Raw genomic sequence first — 22,052 nt, forward strand, 5'->3', positions numbered from 1 at the left:
GGCTCCGGGAAATCACTGGGAACCCCGACACTGGAACCGGGCCCGTTAAACCACGGTCCGCCGCAGGTGAACATACGGGCAAAAGCGGGCTCGGGTATGCTTGGCGGCATGCGAGTCGAACCCGCCGACATCGAAGCCCTGTTCGACGCCATTCCGGATGTGCTGTTCTTCATCAAGGACCGCCAGGGGCGCTACACCCACGTCAACCAGACCATGCTGCGGCGGCTGGGCCTGCGCGCACGCAAGGACGTGATCGGTCGTACCGCAGCGGAGATCTATCCGACCGGCCTCAGTGCCGACTACGTCGACCAGGACGCCCGCGTCCTGTCCGGCGAGGTGATCGAGAACCTGATGGAACTGCACCTGTTCGCCAACCGCGAACCCGGCTGGTGCCTGACCTGCAAGCGCCCGCTGGTGGTCGACGGTGCCATCGAAGGCCTGATCGGCATCTCCCGTGACCTCGGCCAGAAGGACAGCCTGGGTGCCCAGTACGAACAGCTGCGGTTGGCCCTGGCCCATCTCAACGCGCATTACGCCGAGAACGTGCGCATGCAGACCTTGCTGGATATCACCGGTTTTTCGCTGTCCAAGCTGGAGCGCAGCTTCCGCAAGGTGTTCCAGATGACTCCGCAGCAGGTGCTGACCCGGCTGCGGATCCAGATGGCCATGCACCTGCTGCATGGCGACGACAGCATCGCCTGCATCGGCCAGGCCTGCGGCTTCAGCGACCAGAGCGCGTTCACCCGCAAGTTCAAGGCTGAAACCGGTTTCTCGCCGCGCGCCTATCGTGCCCGTATCGGTGGCGGTGTCGGCGAGCCGGCACTGGCCTGAGCCGCCTGCTGCGCTGTGCCTATCCCGGCGGGCACGGGACAGGGTAAGGTGTCGCCCCTGTAGCCCGCCGCCAGCCCCGCCGATGCCCAATTCGATTCCGACCGCCTCGCCGTCCCGCCTGGGGCATTCGCTCAAGCCCCGCCAGCTGATCATGATGGGCCTGGGCAGCGCCATCGGCGCCGGTCTGTTCCTCGGCTCGGGCGTGGGCGTGCAGGCGGCCGGTCCGGCGGTCCTGGTGTCCTATCTGGTCGCCGGCGCGCTGGTGATCATCGTGATGAACGCGCTGGGCGAGATGGCGGCGGCCAAGCCGACCAGCGGGGCGTTCTCGGTGTATGCCGCCGACGCCATGGGGGCCACCGCCGGCGCCACGGTCGGCTGGCTGTGGTGGGTGCAGTTGGTGATCGTGATCGCCGCCGAGGCGGTGGGCGCGGCCGGGTTGCTGGCCACGGTCTGGCCGGCGGTGCCGGTACCGATGGCGGCGCTTGCCTTCATGCTGTTCTTCACCGCCATCAACCTGCTCGGGGTGAAGAACTTCGGCGAGTTTGAGTTCTGGTTTGCCATCCTCAAGGTGGCGGCGATCCTGGCCTTCATTGCCATTGGCGTGGCCCTGCTGATGGGATGGTTGCCGCAGGTGACCTCGCCGGGCCTGAGCAACTTCACCGAACATGGTGGTTTTGCACCGAAGGGCCTGGCCGGCATCGGTGCGGCGCTGCTGGTCGTCGTTTTCGCCTTCGGCGGGACCGAGATCGTGGCCGTCGCCGCTGCCGAGACGGAAGATCCGGAGCGCAGCATCGCCCGTGCCATCCGCACGGTGGCCTGGCGTATCCTGGTGTTCTACATCGGCTCGCTGAGCGTGATCATTGCCGTGGTGCCGTGGACCAGCGAGGCACTGAAGTCGCCGTTCGCGGCGGTGCTGGACATCGCACGTATTCCCGGCGCCGGCGCGGCGATCACCCTGATCGCGGTGATCGCCCTGCTGTCGGCGCTCAATGCCAACCTCTACGGCGCTTCGCGCATGATGTATTCGCTGGCGCAGCGCCGCGAAGCGCCAGCCGTACTCGGCTGGACCGATCCGCGCCAGGTACCGGTGATCGCGGTGCTGGCCAGCGTGCTGTTCGGCTTCGCCGCCACCATCATGGAGCTGATGTTCCCGGACAAGGTGCTGCCGGTGCTGCTCAATATCGTCGGTTCCACCTGCCTGCTGGTGTGGACGCTGTCGCTGGTTTCGCAACTGGTGCTGCGCCGCCGGGCCGATCGCCTCGGCACCCGCCTGCCGTTCCGCATGGCCGGCTTCCCGTGGCTGACGGTGTGCGCGCTGGGCATCCTGGCGTTGATCTTCGGCCTGTTGCTGAGCGAGTCGCACACCCGCCTGCAGTTCCTGTCGATGGTGGCGCTGACCGCCACCATCGCTGCCGGCAGCGCCATCGCCCGGCGCATGCGCGAGGCCTGACTGCCGTTGTAGAGCCGACCCTACGGTCGGCTGCTGTTCGCGCAGACGCAGCCGAGTACGGGCTCGGCTCTACAGCAGGCATACATCCGGCGTGGCACTGTGGGCACGTGAGCCGTCATTGGCCCGTCGCCCGGGAGTCGCCCATGCTGCGCAGCCGTCCCTTCCTGATGTTCACCGGCCAGGCCGAGGCCGCCCTGGCCCTGTACGCCGAAGCCTTTGCCGATTTTCACCTGCTGGACCTGCAGCGCCACCCCGAAGGTGCGGGTGCCGGCGTGCCGGGGCAGGTGCGCCAAGCGACCTTCCTGCTGGGCGGCACGCACTACCTGTGCTTCGACAGCCTGGACGTGCACGCCTTCACCTTCACGCCATCGATTTCGCTGTTCGTCGAGTGCGCCAGCGCCGAGCAGTTCGAGCGCGCGGCCCGCGCGCTCGAAGAGGGCGGGCATTGGCTGATGCCGGTGGGCGAGTACGATTTCAGCAATCGCTATGGCTGGGTGCAGGACCGTTATGGCGTGTCGTGGCAGTTGAGCCTGGGACAGATGCCGGATCCGTGACCGGATCATGTGGGTGTGGACCTTGGTCCACACGCCTTCATGAAAACGGCCCGCTTGCGCGGGCCGTTCTCTTTACCGATGCAGCGAGGAATCAAGCCTCGACTGCATCATCCTTGTAGGCATCGACCGGGATGCAGGCGCACATGACGTTCTTGTCGCCGTACACGTTGTCGACGCGGGCCACCGGCGGCCAGTACTTGCTCTGCTTCAGGCTGGCCAGCGGGAAGGCGGCCAGCTCGCGCGGATAGGCGTGGGCCCACTCGCTGGCGGTCACGGCGGTTGCAGTGTGCGGCGCGTTCTTCAGCGGGTTGTCCTCGCGGTCCAGGCGGCCATCTTCGATCGCGCGGATCTCCTCGCGGATCTGGATCATCGCGTCGATGAAGCGGTCCAGCTCGTGCAGCGACTCGCTCTCGGTCGGCTCGACCATCAGCGTGCCGGCCACCGGGAAGCTCAGGGTCGGGGCGTGGAAGCCGAAGTCGATCAGGCGCTTGGCGACGTCCTCGGCGCCGATGCCGCTGGTCTTCTCCAGCGGGCGCACGTCGAGGATGCACTCGTGCGCCACCAGGCCGTTGCGGCCGGTGTACAGCGTCTTGAAGTGCGGCGCCAGGCGCCTGGCGATGTAGTTGGCGTTGAGCTGCGCGACCTGGGTGGCCTTGCGCAGGCCTTCGCGGCCCATCATCGCGATGTACATCCAGCTGATCGGCAGGATTGAGGCGCTGCCGAAGCTGGCCGCGCTGACCATGCCGACCGGGCCGTTGTCACCCAGCTTGCCTGGCAGGAACGGGGCCAGGTGCTCCTTGACCGCGCACGGGCCGACGCCGGGGCCGCCACCGCCGTGCGGGATGCAGAAGGTCTTGTGCAGGTTCAGGTGCGAAACGTCCGAACCCCACTTGCCCGGCTTGGCCACGCCGACCAGGGCATTCATGTTGGCACCGTCGGTGTACACCTGGCCGCCGTGACTGTGGATGATCTCGCAGATCTCGACCACCTCTTCCTCGAACACGCCGTGCGTGGACGGGTAGGTCATCATGATCGCGGCCAGGCGGTCGCTGTACTTCTCGGCGTTGAGCCGGATGTCCTCTACATCGACGTTGCCGTTGGCATCGGTCTTGGTCACCACGACCTTCATGCCGCACATCTGCGCCGAGGCCGGGTTGGTGCCGTGCGCCGAATCCGGAATCAGGCAGATGTCACGATGGCCTTCGCCGCGCGAGCGATGGTAGGCGCGGATTGCCAGCAGGCCGGCGTACTCGCCCTGCGCACCGGAATTCGGCTGCAGGCTGACCGCGTCGTAGCCGGTGCATTCCACCAGCATCGCTTCCAGCGAGTCAATCAGTTCCTTGTAGCCCAGCGCCTGGTCGGCCGGTACCAGCGGGTGGATCTGCGAGAACTCCGGCCAGGTCACCGGAATCATCTCGGCGGTGGCGTTGAGTTTCATGGTGCACGAGCCCAGCGGGATCATCGTGCGGTCCATCGCCAGGTCCTTGTCGGCCAGCGAACGCAGGTAGCGCAGCAGTTCGTGCTCGCTGTGGTGGGTGTTGAACACCGGGTGGGTCAGGAACGCGGACTGGCGCAGCAGGCCGGCCGGCAGTGCGTCGGCGGTGCTGGCATCCAGCGCGTCGACGTCGGCCTGCGCGCCAAACACGGCGGCCAGCGCGACCACGTCGGCGCGGGTGGCGGTCTCGTCCAGGCTGATGCCGACCGAGTCGCTGTCGATCGCGCGCAGGTTGTAACCGGCGGCGCGCGCCCTGGCGTGGATCTCATCGGCCTGCACGCCGGTGATATGCAGGGTGTCGAAGAAGTGGCCCCCGACCTGCACGCCGGCGTTGCGCAGGGCCGCAGCCAGGATCGCGGCCAGGCGATGGGTGCGGCGGGCGATGCGGGTCAGGCCTTCCGGGCCGTGGTAGACGGCGTACATCGAGGCCATCACCGCCAGCAGCACCTGCGCGGTGCAGATGTTGGAGGTGGCCTTCTCGCGGCGGATGTGCTGCTCGCGGGTCTGCAGGGTGAGGCGGTAGGCCGGGTTGCCCTCGGCATCGATCGAGACACCGATCAGGCGGCCCGGCATCGAGCGCTTGTAGGCGTCACGGCAGGCCATGAAGGCAGCATGCGGGCCGCCGAAGCCGAATGGCACGCCGAAGCGCTGGCTGTTGCCGACCACGATGTCCGCGCCCCATTCACCCGGGGCGGCCAGCAGGGTCAGGGCCAGCAGGTCAGTGGCCACGGCCACCAGGCCGCCGCGTGCGTGCACGGCCTCGACCAGCGCCTTGTAGTCGCCGACCTGGCCGAAGGTATCCGGGTACTGCAGCAGCAGGCCGAAGGCTTCTGCTTCCAGTGCTTCGGCCGGGGTGCCGACGCGCAGCACGATGCCCATCGGCTCGGCACGGGTACGCAGCAGTTCCAGGGTCTGCGGATGCACGGCGTCGTGCACGAAGAAGGTGTCCGACTTCGACTTGGCCGAACGCTTGGCCAGGGTCATCGCCTCGGCGGCAGCGGTGGCTTCATCCAGCAGCGAGGCGTTGGCGATCTCCATGCCCGTGAGGTCGGCGCACAGGGTCTGGAAGTTGATCAGCGCTTCCATCCGGCCCTGCGAGATTTCCGCCTGATACGGAGTGTAGGCGGTGTACCAGGCCGGGTTTTCCAGGATGTTGCGCAGGATCACGTTCGGCGTGTGGGTACCGTAGTAGCCCTGGCCGATGAAGCTGCGCAGCACGGTGTTCTTGTCGGCGATCGCGCGGATCTTCGCCAGTGCCTCTACCTCGGTCATCGACTCCGGCAGCGCCAGGGGGGCCGGCGACTTGATCTTGGCCGGCACGATGGCATCGGTCATCGCATCCAGCGAGGCGTGGCCGACAACGCCGAGCATCTGCGCGATCTCGGCGTCGTTGGGGCCGATGTGGCGCTCGACGAACGCATTGTGGTGCTCGAGCTCACGCAGGGAAGGGGTGTTCTGGGACATGGCGAAGGATCCGTCAGGAAAGGGCACGCACGGGCACAAGCCGCCGGTCGGCGGTCTGCGGGCGCCCCTCTGTCCTTTTGCCTGAGAGTTTGGAAGTGCGGATGGCCGCAGCTTCGTGCCCCTTCGGCGCCGGATCGAACCGGTCTCTCCAGAGTTGTGTTGCGGGTGGTATCGGGCCTGAGCGATTACGGGCGTTGCGCCTTCGGCAGCGGTGTTCCGCTTCTCCCACCGTGTTGCCCGCCGATTATAGCTCGTTGCGGGCTTTCCGGCCCGGTTCAGCGACCGGGCGCGTGCCTGAATGGCAGGCGCCGTGGCCGTGCGTTCTGTGCACTGCTGCATGGCGCCGGGCGCACTCGCCCCCTATGATGGAGGGATACCCGAATTCATCCGGCGCCGTCCCTGCTGCATGGGACCGGCGCCCGCCGTGCGTGCCACGCCCGGCCCTGCCGGACGCCTTCTCAATGACCGCCGCTGTTGCTCCTTCCACCCGCCGCATGGCCCTGCTGCTTGCCGGCCTGGCCATGTTCGGCCCGTTCTCCATCGACACCATCTTCCCGGCCTTCCCGCAGCTGGCCCAGCGCCTGGCGGTGGACGAGGTGGCGGTACAGCAGACCATCAGCGTATACCTGCTGTTCTATGGCCTGATGAGCCTGGCGCATGGCCCGCTGTCCGATGCCTGGGGCCGCAAGCGGGTGATCCTCGGCGGCCTGGTGGTGTTCATCGCGGCGTCGGTCGGCTGTGCGCTGTCGACCGACCTGACCACGCTGCTGGCGTTCCGTGCACTGCAGGGCCTGTCAGCGGGCGTGGGCATGATCGTCGGCCGTGCCGTCATCCGCGACCTGTACCACGGTCATGACGCACAGCGGCTGATGAGCCAGGTGTCGATGCTGTTCGGCATCGCTCCAGCGATCGCGCCGATCATCGGCGGCTGGATCCTGCTCAGCGGCGCCGGCTGGCCGCTGATCTTCTGGTTCCTGGTGGTGTTCTCGCTGGTGCTGCTGGCGGCTACCGCACGCTTCCTGCCGGAAACCCACCCGGTCGAGGCACGGGTGCCGCTGTCGCCACGCGCGCTGCTGCGTGACTACGTGCGCATCGGCTTCAACCCGCGCTTCCTGCGCCTGGCGCTGGCGGGCAGCATCGGTTTCGGCGGCATTTTCCTGTACATCTCCTCGGCGCCGGTCTTCGTGATGCAGCACCTGCATCTGGGCGAAGGTGGATTCGCGTGGTTGTTCATTCCCACCATCGGCGGCATGACCACCGGCTCGTTCCTGTCCGGGCGCATGGCTGGCCGCATCACCGCAACCCGCCAGGTCGCCATTGGTTTCGGATTCTGCGCGCTGTCGGCGCTGCTGAACCTCGGCTATGTGGGACTGGCCGCGCAGTTCGCGCTGCCGTGGGCCGTGCTGCCCATCTTCCTGGGCGGCATGGGCATGGCGCTGATCTTTCCGATCCTGGCGCTGGCGGTATTGGACATGTACCCGCACCAGCGGGGCCTGGCGTCATCGCTGCAGGCGTTCGTGCAGTTGATGATCAGTACCGTGGTGGCCGGCGTGGCCTCACCGCTGCTCAGTGCCAGCCCGCTGCAGCTGGCGCTGGGCCAGGCTGCATTCTTCGCGGCCGGCTTCGTGTTCTGGTACTGGGAGCACCGGCGCGAGCGCGCAGTACGAGCGGCCTGCATCGATCATTGAGCAGCACGCAGGGACGGGGCCGGCCGTGCTGCCTGCGCGGCTTGCCGTGGCGGGCCGCCAGCGTAGGCTGGGCGTTCCAGCCAGCCGGTGCATGGAAGCACCACAGCCAGCCGATCCGATGCCGTTGCATGAGGTTTCCGCATGGCTGCACAGCAGACCTATCGCTTGTTCCAGGTGGCGCTGAAGGAGCGCCGCATCCTGTCCCCTTCGCTGGACCGCATGGTGTTCACCGGTGCCGATGTGGCACGGATGGGGACCGGAGGTCCCGACCAGCGGATCAAGGTGTTCTTTCCCTTGCCGGGGCAGTCCGTGCCGCAGGTGCCCAGCGGTGCGGACTGGTACCTGCGCTACCGGGCCATGGCCGAGGACCTGCGGCCGCCGATGCGCACCTACACCCTTCGCCAGCTCCGCGCCGGGCAGTGCGAGGTCGACATTGATTTTGTCATCCACGGCGAGGCCGGGCCTGCCTCGCGCTGGGCCATGCGTGCACGGCCGGGCGACCGCGTGGTGCTGCTGGCTCCCGACGCCGACGGCGCCGGCAGCAGCGATGGGTGGGAGTGGCGGCCGCCGGCCGGTGTCGGCCAGGTGCTGCTGATGGCCGACGAAACCGCGTTGCCGGCAGTGGCCGGTATCCTCGAGGAACTGGCGGTGATGCCGGACCCGCCGCGAACGCTGGCCCTGCTCGAAGTCGCCCAGGCGGGCGACGCGGTACCGTTGAAGGCACCGGCATCGGCCGAGCTGGTCTGGCTGCCGCGCGGCCAGGCGCCCTATGGACAGCCCCTGCTGCAGGCCGTGCAGGCACGGCTGGCCGCGGCCGGGGGCGTGGCCGGGAGCGTGGCCGCCAGGGATGCGCTGGAGGACATCGACGTCGACGCGCAGATCCTGTGGGAGCAGGCCGACTCCAGCGTCGCGGGGCCGCTGTACGCCTGGGTGGCGGGCGAGGCCGGCGCGGTGCGGGCGATCCGTCGCCATCTGCTCCACGACTGCGGGCTGGACCGGCGTGCGATCACCTTCATGGGCTACTGGCGGCATGGCAAGGTGCTGGACTGACCGCGCTGGATCGAGCGCGCGTGAAGCGGCGCGGCGGGCGGGGTGCGCTATCCTTGCGCCCCCCCTCGCTGCGGTACCGCACCATGTCCACCAGCTCCAAGACCCGCCGCGACCAGCGCCGTCGCCAGGAAAAGCAGGCCGCCAACAAGGCCGCCGCCCAGGCTTCGCCGGTGGAACCGCATGCCGAGCTGCGCGATCCGCAGCGTACCCTGCTGGCCGGCATCGTCCGCCGTGACGGCGAATGGGTGCTGGGCATGGACGGCCGCATCGCCGGTCACAGTGACAGCGCCGCACAGGTGCTGGCGCTGATCATGCAGGCCGGTGAACTGCACGAGCGCAACGGTACGCCGGTGCGCCTGATGTACTCCGATGCGCTGCGCGATGCCGCGCACGCCGAAGCGAAGGACAAGGGCCAGACCTTCGAGGAATTCAAGGCCGAACTCGCTGCGGCGATGGCGGCCAAGAAGGGCAGCTGATTGCGCCCGATCTGTAGAGCCGAGCCATGCTCGGCTTGCCACGCTCGGCGCGCTGGAAAAGCGGCCGAGCATGGCTCGGCTCTACAACACCGGGAAAGGGGCGGATCCTCGTGGACCCGCCCCTTTTCTCATTTCGCCGCCGTCGCTGCCGCGTTGGCCTGCCAGCCACACATCTGGCCTTCGTTCTGCTGCTTGAGCCACTCGTTGACCGGGGTGAAGTACTCGATCATCGGGCCGGCATCGAGTTTGTCGGTACCGGTCAGCTCCTTCAGCGTGGCCTGCCACGGCTGGCTGGCACCCTTGCTCAGCATCGCCCAGTACTTCTGGCCGGCTTCCTTGTTGCCGTAGAAGGTGCACTCGTGCAGCGGGCCCTTGTAGCCGGCGGCATCGCACAGGCCCTTGTAGAACTGGAACTGCAGGATACGGGCCAGGAAGTAGCGGGTGTACGGCGTATTGCCGGGCACGTGGTACTTCGCACCCGGGTCGAAGAATTCTTCGCCGCGGGTGCCTGCGGGGGCCACGCCCTGGTATTTCGCCTTCAGGTCCCACCAGGCCTTGTTGTAGTTGTCCGCGGTGATCGAACCGTCGAACACGCCCCAGCGCCAGCGGTCGATCATCAACCCGAACGGCAGGAATGAAACGCCCGACAGGGCCATGCGCATCTGGTTGTTGATGACCGCTTCGCGGCTTTCGGTCGGCGCGTCGACCAGGCCGATCGAGCTCAGGTACTTGGGCGTCATCGCCAGCACGATGGTGTCACCGATCGCTTCATGGAAGCCATCGTTGGCACCGCCCTGGAACAGCGGCGGCAGCGGGTTGTAGGCCAGGTCGTAATAGATGTGGCCCAGCTCGTGATAGATGGTGGTGAAGTTCTCTTCGTTCGGCTTGATGCACATCTTGGTGCGCACGTCGCCTTCCATGTTCATGTCCCAGGCGCTGGCATGGCAGACCACGTCGCGGTCGTCGGGCTTGATGAACTGGGTCTTCTCCCAGTACGACTGTGGCAGCGACGGCATGCCCAGCGACACGTAGAAGTCCTGCGCACGCTCGGTCATCTGCCTGGCGGTACGCAGTTCCGCTTCACGCTGCGCCTTGTACTGCGCCGCCACGTTGGCGTCCTTGCCGGCCTTGGCCAGCGCTGCGCTCAGGTTGGCCTGGTACTGCTTTTCAAGCGCTGCAGTGATGTCCAGGCTGCCGGCGCCCGGATATGGTTCCAACTGGTCCCACAGGTTCGACCAGTCCTGCTGCCACATGTTGCCCAGCAGGTGGGCAGCGATCAGGCCGTTGCCCACTTCGGCCTTGTCCTTGCCATAGGTCTTGTCCAGCCTGCCGCGCGCGTAGCAGTGCAGTTGCTCGTACATCGGCTTGACCTGTTCCCACAGGCGATCGGTTTCGGGGCCGATCTGCTCCGGCGGCATGTCGTAGCCGCTGCGCCACATCTGGCCGGCATCGGCGAAACCCATGCTCCTGGCGCCCTCGTTCACCAGGCCAACGAACTTCTGATAGTCGCCGCGCATGCTCTTGGCGGTGCTGTGCCAGCCCTGCCAGGCATCGAGTTGCCTGTCGTAGTCGCGGCTGCTGGCCAGCACATCTTCCAGCTCGCCCAGCTGGCGGCAGGACTTCGGATCATTGGCGTCGGTGCAGTACTTGCCGGCGCCGTAGCTGCCCTCCATGCGGGTGGCGATCTGGGTCAGCTCGGCCAGCTTGGCCGGGTCGCGCGGTGCCGGCATCGAGGACATCAGCTTCAGCAGGTGGATCGCTCGCTTGCTGTCCTCGCTCATTGGCTGGCCATCGAATCTGGCAGCCTGTTCGATCCAGCTGTTGAGCTGGGTCAGTGAACGCTCGTTGGCCTTGGCCGCGATGCGCTCGGAATCACTGTTGATGTAGGTGGAGGACAGCCACTGCGCCGAGGTCATCTCCGGATACGCGGCCTTGAATTCGGCATTGATGCGGGCCACGAACTGGTCGGCGGTTTCGCCGGCCGGGGCGCTGCTGCTGGCCGCATCGGTGCCAGGGGCAGCGTCCTTCTTGCAGGCGACCAGGGCCAGCGCGGCGGCGGCAATTGCCGAGGCCAGCAGGAGATGACGATGTTTCACGGGCGGTCCTTGGGTGGTGAACGACGGCCGAAGGCTAGTGGGCGGCCGCCGCCACCGCAAGTGGCGGAAGTCGGCCGGGCGGCGCCCGGCACCCGCAGAGGCCAGAGCACAAGCAACAGCAACCGCCGAAGCAACCGCAACAGCGGGGTATCCGTGGGATGGCGCGGCGGTGTGGGCTTGCAGGACACGCCGTAAACCCCGCTCCGCGGTCCGGCCCAGCCGCCGGCGGCTGCGCGTTCGGGCGCTTGCGAAGCAGTGCTTCGCAAGCAAAGCGCCCTCACCCATGGGGGCTCGATGGCGCCATCCATGGCGCCAACGGTCCTGCAAGCCCACACCGCCCCACCTCTGAAAGATCGCGGCGGCCGTTGGTGGGTGTCGACCTTGGTCGACACATCTGTCAGGTATCGACAATCAAAATGGGGTCAGATCCGTTTTCCTCCGGAAAACGGATCTGACCCCAAGGTCATTCCAACAGATCGCGGAAAACTGTCGAAGGCGGGGTGGGTCCGGTTGAGGGGGCGTGAGCCGCATGGATGCGGCGACCGAGCTTACATGGACGTACTTGCAGCGTCCCCCTCAACCGGACCCACCCCGCCAACCCACGGAATGCCAGCTTTTGCTGTCGCTTCGACTTCAGCTCTGGCTTCGGCAGGTGCAGGGCTGCAAGCCCTGCCGAACACCCCTCAACCTTCGCAGTTGGCGAACACGTCGCGGTCGCGCTCGTACAGCGAGGTCTTCACCTGCATCAGGCCCAGCACCGACGGGAACAGGTTGTCATGATCGGTATAGGCCGCCGAACGCCTGCGCACGCACTGCAGGTCCAGCCCACGGCTTCTGGCGAAGCCCGGCGAGAACCACATCGTCATCGGCACCCGGGTCTGCTCGGCCGGGGCGATGGCGTAGGGCACGCCGTGCAGGAACAGGCCCTTCTCGCCCAGCGATTCGCCGTGGTCGGACAGGTAGATCATCGCCGTGTCGTAATCCTGCATGCCCTGCAACGTGCCGATGGTCTTGCTCAGGAAATGATCGGTGTACAGCACGGCATTGTCGTAGCTGTTGGTGATCTCCTCACGCGAGCAGCGGCCGATGTCACGGGTATCGCAGGTCGGGGTGAAGCGGCGGAATGCGGGCGGATAGCGCTCGAAGTAGGCCGGGCCGTGGTTGCCCAGCTGGTGCAGCACTACCACCCGGTCGCCGGGCTTGGCACGCACCTGGAGTGCAAGGTCCTGCAGCAGGATCTCGTCCATGCAGCGGCCATCGGCGCACAGCCCCGGGGTGGTCGCATCGGACAACGACAGGAAATCCAGGCCTTCGCACACGCCCTTGCAGCCGGACTGGTTGTCGCGCCACGACGGCGCAATGCCGGCGCGGTTCAGCACATGCAGCAGCGACTGGTGCGCGCGGATCTTCTTCTCGTCATAGTCGTGGCGGCCCCACGGCGAGAACAGGCAGGGCAGCGACACCTCGGTGCTGGTGCCGCAGGAATGCATGTCCGGGAAATTGATCACGCTGGCCTGCGCCAGTTCCGGCGTGGTATTGCGACCGCCGTTGAGGCCCCAGTTCTGCGCGCGCACGGTCTCGCCCATCACGATCACCAGCAGGCGCGGCTTGCTTGCCGGCGCGCGCGGTGTGGCCTTGGCATCGGTGCCGATCGGCAGCTTTGGCGCGCGCTGCACCGGGTTCTCGCTGCGCAGTGCACGCGGCATTCCCAGCAGCACGTTGGCCGGGGTAGCGAGGTAGCGCACTTCGCGCTGGTTGCGCATCAGCGCCGAGACGTCCTGGAACGAGATCAGTGCGCCGCCGATGGCGGTCACTGCAGCGATGGCCAGGAAGCCGAGGCGCCACAGCAGGCTGCGGCCCCAGCTGCGGCGGCGCAGCTGCACGCGCCACAGCAGCCCCATCGGCAGCAGGGCCAGCAGCAGTACCGGCCACAGCAGCGACACGGTCATCAGCTCGCGGCTTTCCTTGGGGTCGGTCGCCAGCACGTTGCGCAGCATGTCCGCATCCAGGTAGATGTGGTAGCGGCTCATGTAGTGCGCAGCGAACGCGGTCACCAGCAACAGCAGGCTGGTCACCACCTTGGCGTTCCAGCGCCAGACCAGGATGCCCAGCAGCACGCCGTGTGCGCCCAGCAGCAACAGCAGCAGCGACAGCGCATAGCGCAGGCTGCCCGGATGGCTGGCCATCGCGCTGTGCCAGAACAGGCCGTTGCCCGCCACTGCGAAGAACAGGCTGGTCAGCGCGATCAGCGCTTCGGTGGACAGCTGCGGCTGCCAGCGGCGCAGGCTCGCCAGCGCAGGCAGGCGGGCGCGGCGTTGGACCGTTGCACTCATGCGTCTGCCTCCTGGCGGCCGGGACGGTCCAGCTGTCTGCGGATCAGTACGTACAGGCCCAGCGACAGCAGCCAACAGATCAGCGCAGTGGCCACATCATGCGAAAGGAAATGAGCGCCGCGCAGCTGCTGGCTGACGCCGAACAGCAGGCCGGTGCCGAGGCCGATCCACAACCCGGCCCAGCGCCACGCGGGACGCCACAACAGGGCGAAATAGTACAGGCAGAGCCATGCATAACCCGCGCTGGCGTGGCCAGCCGGGAAACACGCCTGCGGGCTCATGCCGGCGGGACGTGCGGTGAAAAGTCCGATGAAAGGCTGGTGGCCGCCGTACCGCAGCAGGTCCCAGGGGCATTCCATGGGAACCAGCGATTTCAGCAGGGAGATCGCACCGGTGCCCAATGCCATGGCAATCACGACATACAGCAACGCCCACCGCAGGGTGCGGTCACGACCTTTGCGCCAGTGGTGGAAGCACAGCAGGATGGCCACCAGCGCCGCGGCAGTGCTCAGCCATTTGCCGGCCCTGTGCACGACCGTGCGGGTGATCCAGGCGTCCTGCAATGCCCAGTGGCCGCCTTCGAGTCGGAACAGGTGATCGGCCACCCACTGATCGCCACCGAAACCCATCAGCAGCGTGAACACCGGTAGGCCGATGGCCACGGGCAGCCAGAGGTGGGTCAGGGCGAATCTGGACGCCAGCGGCGATGTCGCAAACGGCGCTACCGAATCAAGGGGACGAACGGGCATGCGGGGAAGGGGCGGTTCCGGAATCCGCCGCCATGCTCGTCACCTGGATGTCGGAGAAGGGTCGGACGCTCGTTCGAGCCGGGTTAATGCCCGCCCGGCCCATGCCAACGTTCAGTCTTCTTCGGCGGTCGATCCGGCCCGCTCGGCATGGCATTGCGGATCCAGCGCGGTACCGGGAAGCAGTTGCCAACGATTCCGGTTGGCAACACCGATTTCGATCACCTTGCCCGGGTCCACGCAGGGACTCATGGCCTGATCCAGTACCAGCAGCCAGCGCCTGCCAGGCGCCTCGGCCAACCACCGGCCGGCGTCGTGCCATTGCTCGGCCCAGGGCCGCTTGAAGCCGAACTCGCGCACCGGCCGGTCGGCCTGCAACAGGTTCTGCTCGCGCCAGGCGACCAGCGCCAGTTCGGCGTCCGGGCCGATCCGTGTGCCCACCCGGCGCATCAGCGCCGATGCTGACGCGTACGGGTCCAGTGCGGGCATGAGCACCAGGCCGTAGAGCATCCACAACATGCCGTGGGCCAGCAGCACCAGTGTGGCGGCGCGGCGTACCCGCAGCCACACGATCAACGTCGCCAGGGCGATGGCGAAGGTCAGCAGGCCATCGCCCAGCACCGGCAGCAGGGTGTCGGGCATCGCCCGGCGCTGCAGCTGCGCAAGGGCCCAGGGATGCTCGGTGAGCAGCATCACGCCGAGCACGCCGGTGGCCAGCATCAGCACCCCGCAGTAGCCGGCCAGGTAGCGGCGGACCCCTGGCCGGCGCAGCAGGCCGGGCAGCAGCGGCGCCACTGCCAGCGCCATGGCCGGCAGCATCGGCAGCAGGTACACCTCCCGCTTGCCTGGGCTGGCGCTGAAGAACAGCAGCACCAGCACGGCCCAGCCCAGCAACAGCCATTGGCGGCGGTCGCCACGGCGGATGCGGCGCCACCACGGCTTGAACAGCATCGGCAGCAGCAGGCTGCCGGGGAGCCACAGGGTCAGGATCACCTGCAGGTAGTACCAGGCCGGTTGCCGGTGGTGCCAGGCATTGGCATAGCGGGTACCGGTCTGCTTGAACAACAGTTCATGCGCGTACGCCTGCAGCTCGGCACTGGGTGCGTGCAGCAGTGCCCAGCCCAGTGGTGCCAGCCACACGGCGGTTCCCAGCAGGAAGGCGGGAATCAGCCACAGCAGGGTCGCGGGATGCGGCCCCTCCACCGGGCGGCCACGACGGCGCTGGTACAGCCACCAGCCGAACCAGGGCAGCACCATCAGCAGCGGCAGGAATCCCACGCCCTTGGTCACGGTGCCGACGCCTGCGGCGAAGCCGGCCAGCCACAGTGCCGGCAGGTTGCGGCGCTCGCACAGGTGGCGCAACAGGCCCCACAGGGCCACGGTCGTCATTCCCACCAGCACCATGTCGATCTGTGCACGCTTGGCCATCAGCCCGAACTGCAGGGTGCAGAACAGCGCCGCCAGGGCATAGGCGGAATGCCGCGGCGACCACAGCCGGCGTGCCAGATCCGACACCAGCCACAAGCTGAGCAGGGCGCCCAGCAGTGAGGGAAGCAGGAATGACCACTGCCAGCTGCCGATCACTTCATAGGCGGCCGCCTGCATCCACATGAACACTGGCGGTTTTTCGGCATACAGCTCGCTACCCCGGTGCGGCAGCAGCCATTGGCCGCTTTCGACCATGGTCCGTGCGGCCAGCACGAAGCGCGGCTCGTCCGGCGGTTGCGGCTGCCGGAGGCCGATACCGGCTGCCAATGCAGCGACGATCAGCAGCCACAACAGGGGCAGGCGCCAACGGCGGGACAGGGCAACGGGCACGGCAGGCTCCGGGAGCAAAAACCGCCATTTTGAAATGGCCGGGGTGGAAAAAGTGTCGGAGAGGGGCAGGGCGACCGCATTCCGACATGTGCGGCGCTACCATGGTACGGACTTCCGTGGATGTTTCGTGCATGCGACTGTTGGTGATCGAGGACAACCGCCAGCTGGTGGCCAACCTGTTTGACTACTTCGAGTCGCGCGGGCACGTGCTCGACGTGGCCCCCGATGGCATCACCGGGCTGCATCTGGCCGGAAGCCACCCCTACGATGCCGTGATCCTGGATTGGATGCTGCCGCGCATGGAGGGGCCGGAAGTGCTGCGCCGGCTGCGTGCCGAGCATGGCTCGGAAGTCCCGGTGATCATGCTGACCGCGCGCGACGAGCTGCCGGACAAGATTGCCGGCTTCCGCGCCGGGGCCGATGACTACCTGACCAAGCCATTCGCCCTGCCCGAACTGGAGGTCCGGCTGGAAGCGCTGGTGCTGCGTGCACGCGGCCGCAACCCGCGCAAGCGGCTGCAGGTGGGCGACCTGGTACTTGACCTGGCCACCCTGGAGGCCCAGCGCGGCGGGCAGGCACTGCATCTGTATCCGGCCTGCCGCAAGCTGCTGGAAGTGTTGATGCGGGCCAGCCCCGGAGCGGTCACCCGGCAGCAGCTGGAGTTCGCCCTGTGGGGCGATGAGCCGCCGGATGGCGACCTGCTGCGCTCGCATGTGTATGAGCTGCGGCGCAGCGTGGACGGCCCGTTCGACGAGAAACTGATCCATACCCTGCCTCGGGTCGGTTATCGATTGGCCGTGGCGGAGAGCTCCGGTACCGGGAACGCCGATGAAGGCGCGTAAGCCCGGTCCCCTGTACCGGCGCGTGGTGTGGTGGTTGCTGGGCTACCTGGCGCTGCTGTCGATCGCCGTGTTCAGTGTCGGCAACTACGTGCACGAACACGCCGAGCACGCCGCCTGGCGCGCACTGCTCAATTCCGAGCTGGACAGCATCGTCGAGCACGTTGAGCACGAGCCGCACTACCGTTGGCAGGATTCGGACACGCTCAGCCTGTTCCGTTTCGATGCGGCCAACCTTCCCGAAAGCCTGCGCGCACTGCATCCTGGATTGCATGACGGCGTGATGGTCAAGGGCCGCGAGACGGCGGTGATGGTGCGTGAGACCCGTTCGATGGGACGGGTCGCGCTGGTGCTGGACATTTCAGACTTCCACGACCTGGAACAGTTCGCCACGCGCTGGGTGATGCTGGCCGGGGTGATCATGATCTTCGTCACGGTGCTGATGGCTTCATTCGGCATGGAACGCATGGTGCGTCCGCTGAGCCTGCTGGCCCAGCACATCGCGGCGCTGCGTCCGGGCGAGCAGGGCCAGCGCATCGACGTCGATCCACGCGGCAGTTCCGAACTGCATACCATCGCTGATGCGCTCAACGACTACCTGGACCGCAACGAGCAGTTCGTCGAGCGCGAGCGGGTGTTCATCAGTACCGCGAGCCACGAGCTGCGCACGCCGATAGCGGTGATGACCGGAGCGGCCGAACTGGCGCTGGAGCAGCCCGGCCTGCCCGAGCGCGCGCGCCAGCAGATGCTGCGCGTATTGCGTACGGCGCAGAGTGTGGAACAGTTGATCGAACTGCTGCTGGTCCTGGCCCGCGATCCGGCGCGATTGGCCGCGCACGCCGAGCGCATCGCGCTGGACCAGCTGTTGCCTGAGATCGTCGATGACCACCGTCACCTGCTGGGCGACAAGGACCTGAGCATCGGAATCCAGGCCGCGCCCGTGGATATCGTCGCGCCGCTGGCGGTGGTGCAGGCGGCGATCGGCAACCTGCTGCGCAATGCCATCGAAAACAGTGGCCGGGGGCATATCGAACTGCGGTTGAATTCCTCGGCGGTGTTGACCCTGCAGGATCCGGGCCACGGCATGAGCCCGGAGGAGATCGCCGCGATCCATGCGCGGATGGCGCGTGGCGAGCGAGCCGATCGCAGCGGTATCGGCCTGGACCTGATCGCGCGGTTGTGCGAGCACCTGGGGTGGACCTTGCAGCTGTATCCCTGCGAGCCACGCGGGACACGCGCCACCCTGGACTTCGGCGCGTCACGACCGGCCTGACCCGGATCCCCACCTGCCCCGCGCTGCGGCATGACCCAGCGTGAAGGCGGTGTTAATCTCGACCTGCGCCGCTTCATGCGGCGCTTTCTTTTCCGCTCTTTCGATCGACAGAGGATCCCATGCCGACCGAACCCGCTACTGCCCTGATCAGCAACGACGTCGTTGGACTGGGCCTGATTGCCGCCACCCTGGCCCTGATCTTCTGGGCTGCCGGTGGCCCGACCCCGCTGCTGAAGAAGATCTTCGCCTGGGTGCCGGCACTGCTGCTGTGCTATTTCATCCCCGCGATCTACAACACCGCCGGTGTCATCGATGGCCACAACACCTCGCTGTACAACCCGGTCGCGCGCGACGTGCTGCTGCCGGCGGCGCTGGTCCTGCTGACCCTGTCGATCGACCTGAAGGGCGTCATCAAGCTGGGGCCCAAGCTGCTGGCCGTGTTCTGTGCAGGCACCGCCGGCATCATGCTGGGTGCCATCGTCTCGTTCCAGCTGATGAAGCTGATCCATCCTGAAACCGTGGCCGGAGATACCTGGGCCGGCATGGCCGCACTGGCCGGCAGCTGGATCGGTGGCGGCGCCAACATGGTTGCCATGCGCGAAGTGTTCGGCACCGATGCCACCACCTTTGGCCAGTTCGCGGTGGTCGACGTGGCCTGTGCCAGCCTGTGGATGGCGATCCTGCTGTTCCTGGCCAATCGCGCACAGCAGATCGACACCCGCAATGGTGCCGACACCCGTGCCATCGACGAGATGAAGGCGCGCATCAGTGCCTACGAGGCGCAGAACGCGCGCATTCCCAGCACTACCGACCTTATGGTCATCGTTGGCGTCGCTTTGGGCGGCGTCGGCCTGGCCCATGCGATCGCCGCGCCGCTGTCGGACTGGTTCAAGGCGCACGTCAGCTGGGCCAGCCAGTTCAGCCTGGACAGCCGTTTCGTATGGGTGATCCTGCTGTCCACGGCGATGGGCCTGGGCCTGAGCTTCACCCGTGCACGCCGCCTGGAAGCGGCCGGTGCCTCGCGGCTGGGCACGGTGTTCCTGTATTTCCTGATTGCGTGCATCGGCATGCAGATGAACCTGCTGTCGCTGCTGGACCGGCCATGGCTGTTCCTGCTCGGCGCGATCTGGATGGCCACGCACGTGCTGGTGCTATGGATCGTGGCCAAGCTGCTGCGTGCACCGCTGTTCTTCTTCGCGATCGGTTCCCAGGGCAACATTGGCGCCGCCGCCTCGGCCCCGGCGGTGGCTGCCGCGTTCCACCCGACGCTGGCGCCAGTGGGGGTGCTGCTGGGTACGGTGGGCTATGCCACCGGCACCGGGCTGGCCTACGTTACCGGCCTGATCCTGAAATGGATGGCCAACGGCTGAGGAAGGGCGCCCTGGCCGCACTTTCCCGCCACCTGCGGTAGATCCATGAAAACGAAGGGGTCAGATCCGTTTCCCGGAGGAAACGGATCTGACCCCGAGGCCATTCCATCACTGGCAGGCTTCTTCCACGCATGGCGTGGATCTACGGAACGTCGCTCGAGTGCTGTCGAACCCGACCCTCAGCAGCAACGGCCACCATTGCGGCCACCGTAGCGCGCTTCCTGGCGTTCACGGAAGAACGTCTTGTAGTCCATCGGCTCCTGGTCCGGATGCTTCTCCAGCATGTGCCGGACATAGTTGTCGTAATCAGGGATGCCACAGCACAGCCGCGCGGTCTGCACCAGGCGCCGCCAGAGGCGGCGGTGTGCCTGGTACTGGCCAGCGGGAACCAGTTGCGTACTCATCACAGATCCGCCATTTCATGCGGCTTCAGCGCCACGTAAGGGGTCTCGCGGTCGCTGCGCTGCGGATTGCGGCGGGCCGCCAGGATGGTCCTGATCGAATACACCAGCACTGCGCCCACCACCAGCAGGAACAGCGCGGTCAGGCCGGTGTTGACGTAGGCGTTGAGCACGATCTGCTTCATCTGCGCCACCGACTTTGCCGGCGCGGTGATCGTATCGCTGGCGATCGCGGCCTGGAACTTGTGCGCCTGCGCCAGGAAGCCCTGCGCCGGATTGCTGTCGAAGATCTTGATGAACCCCGCGTACGTGGTGCAGATCAGCAACCACACTGCAGGTACTGCGGTCACCCACGCATAGCGGTCACGCTTCATCTTGAACAGCACCACCGTGCCCAGCATCAGCGCGATGCCGGCCAGCATCTGGTTGGAGATGCCGAACAGCGGCCACAGGGTCTGGATGCCGCCGAACGGATCGACCACGCCGGTGTAGAGCAGGTAGCCCCACAGCGCCACGCAACCGGCGGTGCCGATGATGTTGGCCGTCCACGACTCGGTCTTCTTCAGTGCCGGCACGAAGTTGCCCAGCAGGTCCTGCAGCATGAAGCGTCCGGCGCGCGTACCCGCATCCACTGCAGTGAGGATGAACAGCGCTTCGAACAGGATCGCGAAGTGGTACCAGAACGCCATCATCGCCTCGCTGCTGCTGGGGATGGCCTGGTGCAGGATCTGCGCGATACCCACCGCCAGCGTCGGCGCGCCACCGGCACGATGCAGGATGGTCGGTTCACCGATCGCCGCCGCGGTCGCGGTCAACTGCTCGGGGGTGATGGCGAAGCCCCACGTGTTGGTGATGTAGTGCGCCGCCGAGGCGGCATCGGCACCGATCACGGCCGCCGGGCTGTTCATCGCGAAGTAGATGCCCGGGTCGATGATCGAGGCCGCGACCAGTGCCATCACTGCCACGAACGACTCCATCAGCATGCCGCCGTAGCCGATGTAGCGCATGTGCGATTCATTGGCCAGCAGCTTCGGCGTCGTGCCGGAGGAGATCAGGGCATGGAAGCCTGAGACCGCACCGCAGGCGATGGTGATGAACAGGAACGGGAACATGCCCCCCTTCCACACCGGACCGTCACCGCTGGCGGCGAACTGGGTCAGCGCCGGCATCTTCAGTTCCGGCATCACGATCAGGATGCCGATGGCCAGCGCGATGATGGTGCCGATCTTGAGGAAGGTCGACAGGTAGTCCCGCGGTGCCAGCAGCAGCCACACCGGCAGGACCGAGGCGACGAAGCCATAGCCGATCAGCATCCAGGTGATCTGGGTGCCGGTGAAGGTGAAGGCCGGGCCCCACACGGGATCGGCGGCGACCTTGCCGCCGTACCAGATCGCGGCCAGCAGCAGGACCAGGCCGACCACCGAGATCTCACCGATCCTGCCGGGGCGGATGTAGCGCATGTACACACCCATCAGGATCGCAATGGGCATCGTCGCGATTACCGTGAACATGCCCCATGGGCTTTCGGCCAGTGCCTTGACGACCACCATGGCCAGCACCGCCAGGATGATGATCATGATCAGGAACGCGCCGAACAGCGCGATGGTGCCGGGTACCTGGCCCATTTCCTCGCGGACCAGGTCGCCCAGCGATCGCCCGTTGCGGCGGCTGGAGAGGAACAGGACCATGAAGTCCTGCACCGCGCCGGCCAGCACCACGCCGACCACCAGCCACAGCAGGCCGGGCAGGTAGCCCATCTGCGCGGCCAGCACCGGGCCGACCAGCGGGCCGGCGCCGGCGATGGCGGCGAAGTGGTGGCCGAACAGCACGTGCTTGTTGGTCGGGACGTAGTCCAGGCCATCGTTGTTGATCACCGCCGGGGTGGCCCGGGTGGGATCGAGCTGCATCACCTTGCTGGCGATGAACAGGCTGTAGAAGCGGTAGGCGATCAGGTAGATCGAGACCGCGGCAACCACGATCCACAGCGCGTTGATGTGTTCACCCCGGCGCAGGGCCACGGTACCCAGGCAAAACGCGCCGAGCAGGGCGAGTACCGCCCAACCCAGTTTGGCAAACCCTTTCATGAGGTGCTCTCTCCCGGAAAGACAGTCAAAGAGTCCCGCGTGCCCTCGACAGGGTCAATCGGCACGGGACGAATAGCCGTTAGT

At 66.8% G+C, this 22,052-nt stretch carries 16 protein-coding genes and 1 riboswitch; of the genes, 9 read left to right on the forward strand and 7 right to left on the reverse strand.

What is annotated here, in order from left to right; genetic code table 11:
• Nucleotides 1–108 precede the first annotated feature (108 nt).
• The 3 genes from A9K58_RS14260 (at nucleotide 109) to A9K58_RS14270 (ending at nucleotide 2,835) form a co-directional block, all read left to right on the forward strand.
• Nucleotides 109–831 (forward strand): helix-turn-helix transcriptional regulator, encoded by a 723-nt coding sequence (locus A9K58_RS14260; protein ID WP_065199990.1) that lies wholly within the window; start codon nucleotides 109–111, stop codon nucleotides 829–831.
• Between the two features lie 82 nt (nucleotides 832–913).
• Nucleotides 914–2,281, forward strand: a complete 1,368-nt coding sequence (locus tag A9K58_RS14265; RefSeq protein WP_065199956.1) for an amino acid permease — start codon at nucleotides 914–916, stop codon at nucleotides 2,279–2,281.
• A 143-nt stretch (nucleotides 2,282–2,424) separates the two neighbouring features.
• The gene (locus A9K58_RS14270) at nucleotides 2,425–2,835 is read left to right on the forward strand and encodes a VOC family protein (RefSeq protein ID WP_065199957.1); all 411 of its coding nucleotides are present in this window, start codon (nucleotides 2,425–2,427) and stop codon (nucleotides 2,833–2,835) included.
• Nucleotides 2,836–2,926: 91 nt separating this feature from the next.
• Here the strand turns inward: A9K58_RS14270 and gcvP are convergent, their stop codons facing one another.
• Nucleotides 2,927–5,794: an aminomethyl-transferring glycine dehydrogenase gene (gene gcvP / locus A9K58_RS14275; protein ID WP_065199958.1), complete on the reverse strand. Its 2,868-nt coding sequence runs from the start codon at nucleotides 5,792–5,794 to the stop codon at nucleotides 2,927–2,929.
• Between the two features lie 59 nt (nucleotides 5,795–5,853).
• A riboswitch (glycine riboswitch) is annotated at nucleotides 5,854–5,956 on the reverse strand.
• Between the two features lie 299 nt (nucleotides 5,957–6,255).
• On the opposite strand from gcvP, the gene A9K58_RS14280 reads away from it, so the two are divergent.
• The 3 genes from A9K58_RS14280 (at nucleotide 6,256) to A9K58_RS14290 (ending at nucleotide 9,008) form a co-directional block, all read left to right on the forward strand.
• On the forward strand, nucleotides 6,256–7,482 hold the full coding sequence (locus tag A9K58_RS14280) for a multidrug effflux MFS transporter (RefSeq protein WP_065199959.1): 1,227 nt from the start codon (nucleotides 6,256–6,258) through the stop codon (nucleotides 7,480–7,482).
• 141 nt (nucleotides 7,483–7,623) lie between these two features.
• On the forward strand, nucleotides 7,624–8,532 hold the full coding sequence (locus A9K58_RS14285; RefSeq protein WP_065199960.1) for a siderophore-interacting protein: 909 nt from the start codon (nucleotides 7,624–7,626) through the stop codon (nucleotides 8,530–8,532).
• An 83-nt stretch (nucleotides 8,533–8,615) separates the two neighbouring features.
• Nucleotides 8,616–9,008, forward strand: coding sequence for a hypothetical protein (locus tag A9K58_RS14290; RefSeq protein WP_065199961.1), 393 nt, complete (start codon nucleotides 8,616–8,618; stop codon nucleotides 9,006–9,008).
• A 128-nt stretch (nucleotides 9,009–9,136) separates the two neighbouring features.
• Here the strand turns inward: A9K58_RS14290 and A9K58_RS14295 are convergent, their stop codons facing one another.
• The 4 genes from A9K58_RS14295 to A9K58_RS14310 all read right to left on the reverse strand — a co-directional run bounded on the left by A9K58_RS14295 (nucleotide 9,137) and on the right by A9K58_RS14310 (nucleotide 16,019).
• Nucleotides 9,137–11,104 carry a M2 family metallopeptidase gene (locus A9K58_RS14295; RefSeq protein WP_065199962.1) on the reverse strand — a complete coding sequence of 656 codons (1,968 nt, stop codon included), beginning with the start codon at nucleotides 11,102–11,104 and terminating at the stop codon, nucleotides 9,137–9,139.
• Between the two features lie 683 nt (nucleotides 11,105–11,787).
• On the reverse strand, nucleotides 11,788–13,437 hold the full coding sequence (locus A9K58_RS14300; RefSeq protein ID WP_065199963.1) for a phosphoethanolamine transferase: 1,650 nt from the start codon (nucleotides 13,435–13,437) through the stop codon (nucleotides 11,788–11,790).
• Nucleotides 13,434–14,186, reverse strand: coding sequence for a phosphatase PAP2 family protein (locus tag A9K58_RS14305; RefSeq protein WP_065199964.1), 753 nt, complete (start codon nucleotides 14,184–14,186; stop codon nucleotides 13,434–13,436). Before A9K58_RS14305 ends, A9K58_RS14300 begins: the two co-directional genes overlap by 4 nt.
• 111 nt (nucleotides 14,187–14,297) lie before the next feature.
• On the reverse strand, nucleotides 14,298–16,019 hold the full coding sequence (locus A9K58_RS14310; protein ID WP_231109324.1) for an ArnT family glycosyltransferase: 1,722 nt from the start codon (nucleotides 16,017–16,019) through the stop codon (nucleotides 14,298–14,300).
• Nucleotides 16,020–16,132: 113 nt separating this feature from the next.
• On the opposite strand from A9K58_RS14310, the gene A9K58_RS14315 reads away from it, so the two are divergent.
• The 3 genes from A9K58_RS14315 to A9K58_RS14325 all read left to right on the forward strand — a co-directional run bounded on the left by A9K58_RS14315 (nucleotide 16,133) and on the right by A9K58_RS14325 (nucleotide 19,483).
• A complete protein-coding gene (locus tag A9K58_RS14315) occupies nucleotides 16,133–16,843 on the forward strand; it encodes a response regulator transcription factor (RefSeq protein WP_065199966.1) in 711 nt (236 codons plus the stop codon).
• Nucleotides 16,830–18,113 (forward strand): sensor histidine kinase, encoded by a 1,284-nt coding sequence (locus tag A9K58_RS14320; RefSeq protein WP_065199967.1) that lies wholly within the window; start codon nucleotides 16,830–16,832, stop codon nucleotides 18,111–18,113. Before A9K58_RS14315 ends, A9K58_RS14320 begins: the two co-directional genes overlap by 14 nt.
• Nucleotides 18,114–18,232: 119 nt before the next feature.
• On the forward strand, nucleotides 18,233–19,483 hold the full coding sequence (locus tag A9K58_RS14325) for a DUF819 family protein (protein WP_065199968.1): 1,251 nt from the start codon (nucleotides 18,233–18,235) through the stop codon (nucleotides 19,481–19,483).
• A gap of 179 nt (nucleotides 19,484–19,662) precedes the next feature.
• On the opposite strand, the gene A9K58_RS14330 is transcribed toward A9K58_RS14325, so the two are convergent.
• Entirely contained in the window at nucleotides 19,663–19,887 is a 225-nt protein-coding gene (locus A9K58_RS14330; RefSeq protein ID WP_065199969.1) for a YbdD/YjiX family protein, read from the reverse strand.
• The gene (locus A9K58_RS14335; protein WP_065199970.1) at nucleotides 19,887–21,968 is read right to left on the reverse strand and encodes a carbon starvation CstA family protein; all 2,082 of its coding nucleotides are present in this window, start codon (nucleotides 21,966–21,968) and stop codon (nucleotides 19,887–19,889) included. The genes A9K58_RS14330 and A9K58_RS14335 overlap by 1 nt, the downstream gene beginning before the upstream one ends.
• Nucleotides 21,969–22,052 lie beyond the last annotated feature (84 nt).

The organism is Stenotrophomonas maltophilia (genome assembly GCF_001676385.1).
GTDB lineage: Bacteria > Pseudomonadota > Gammaproteobacteria > Xanthomonadales > Xanthomonadaceae > Stenotrophomonas > Stenotrophomonas maltophilia_J.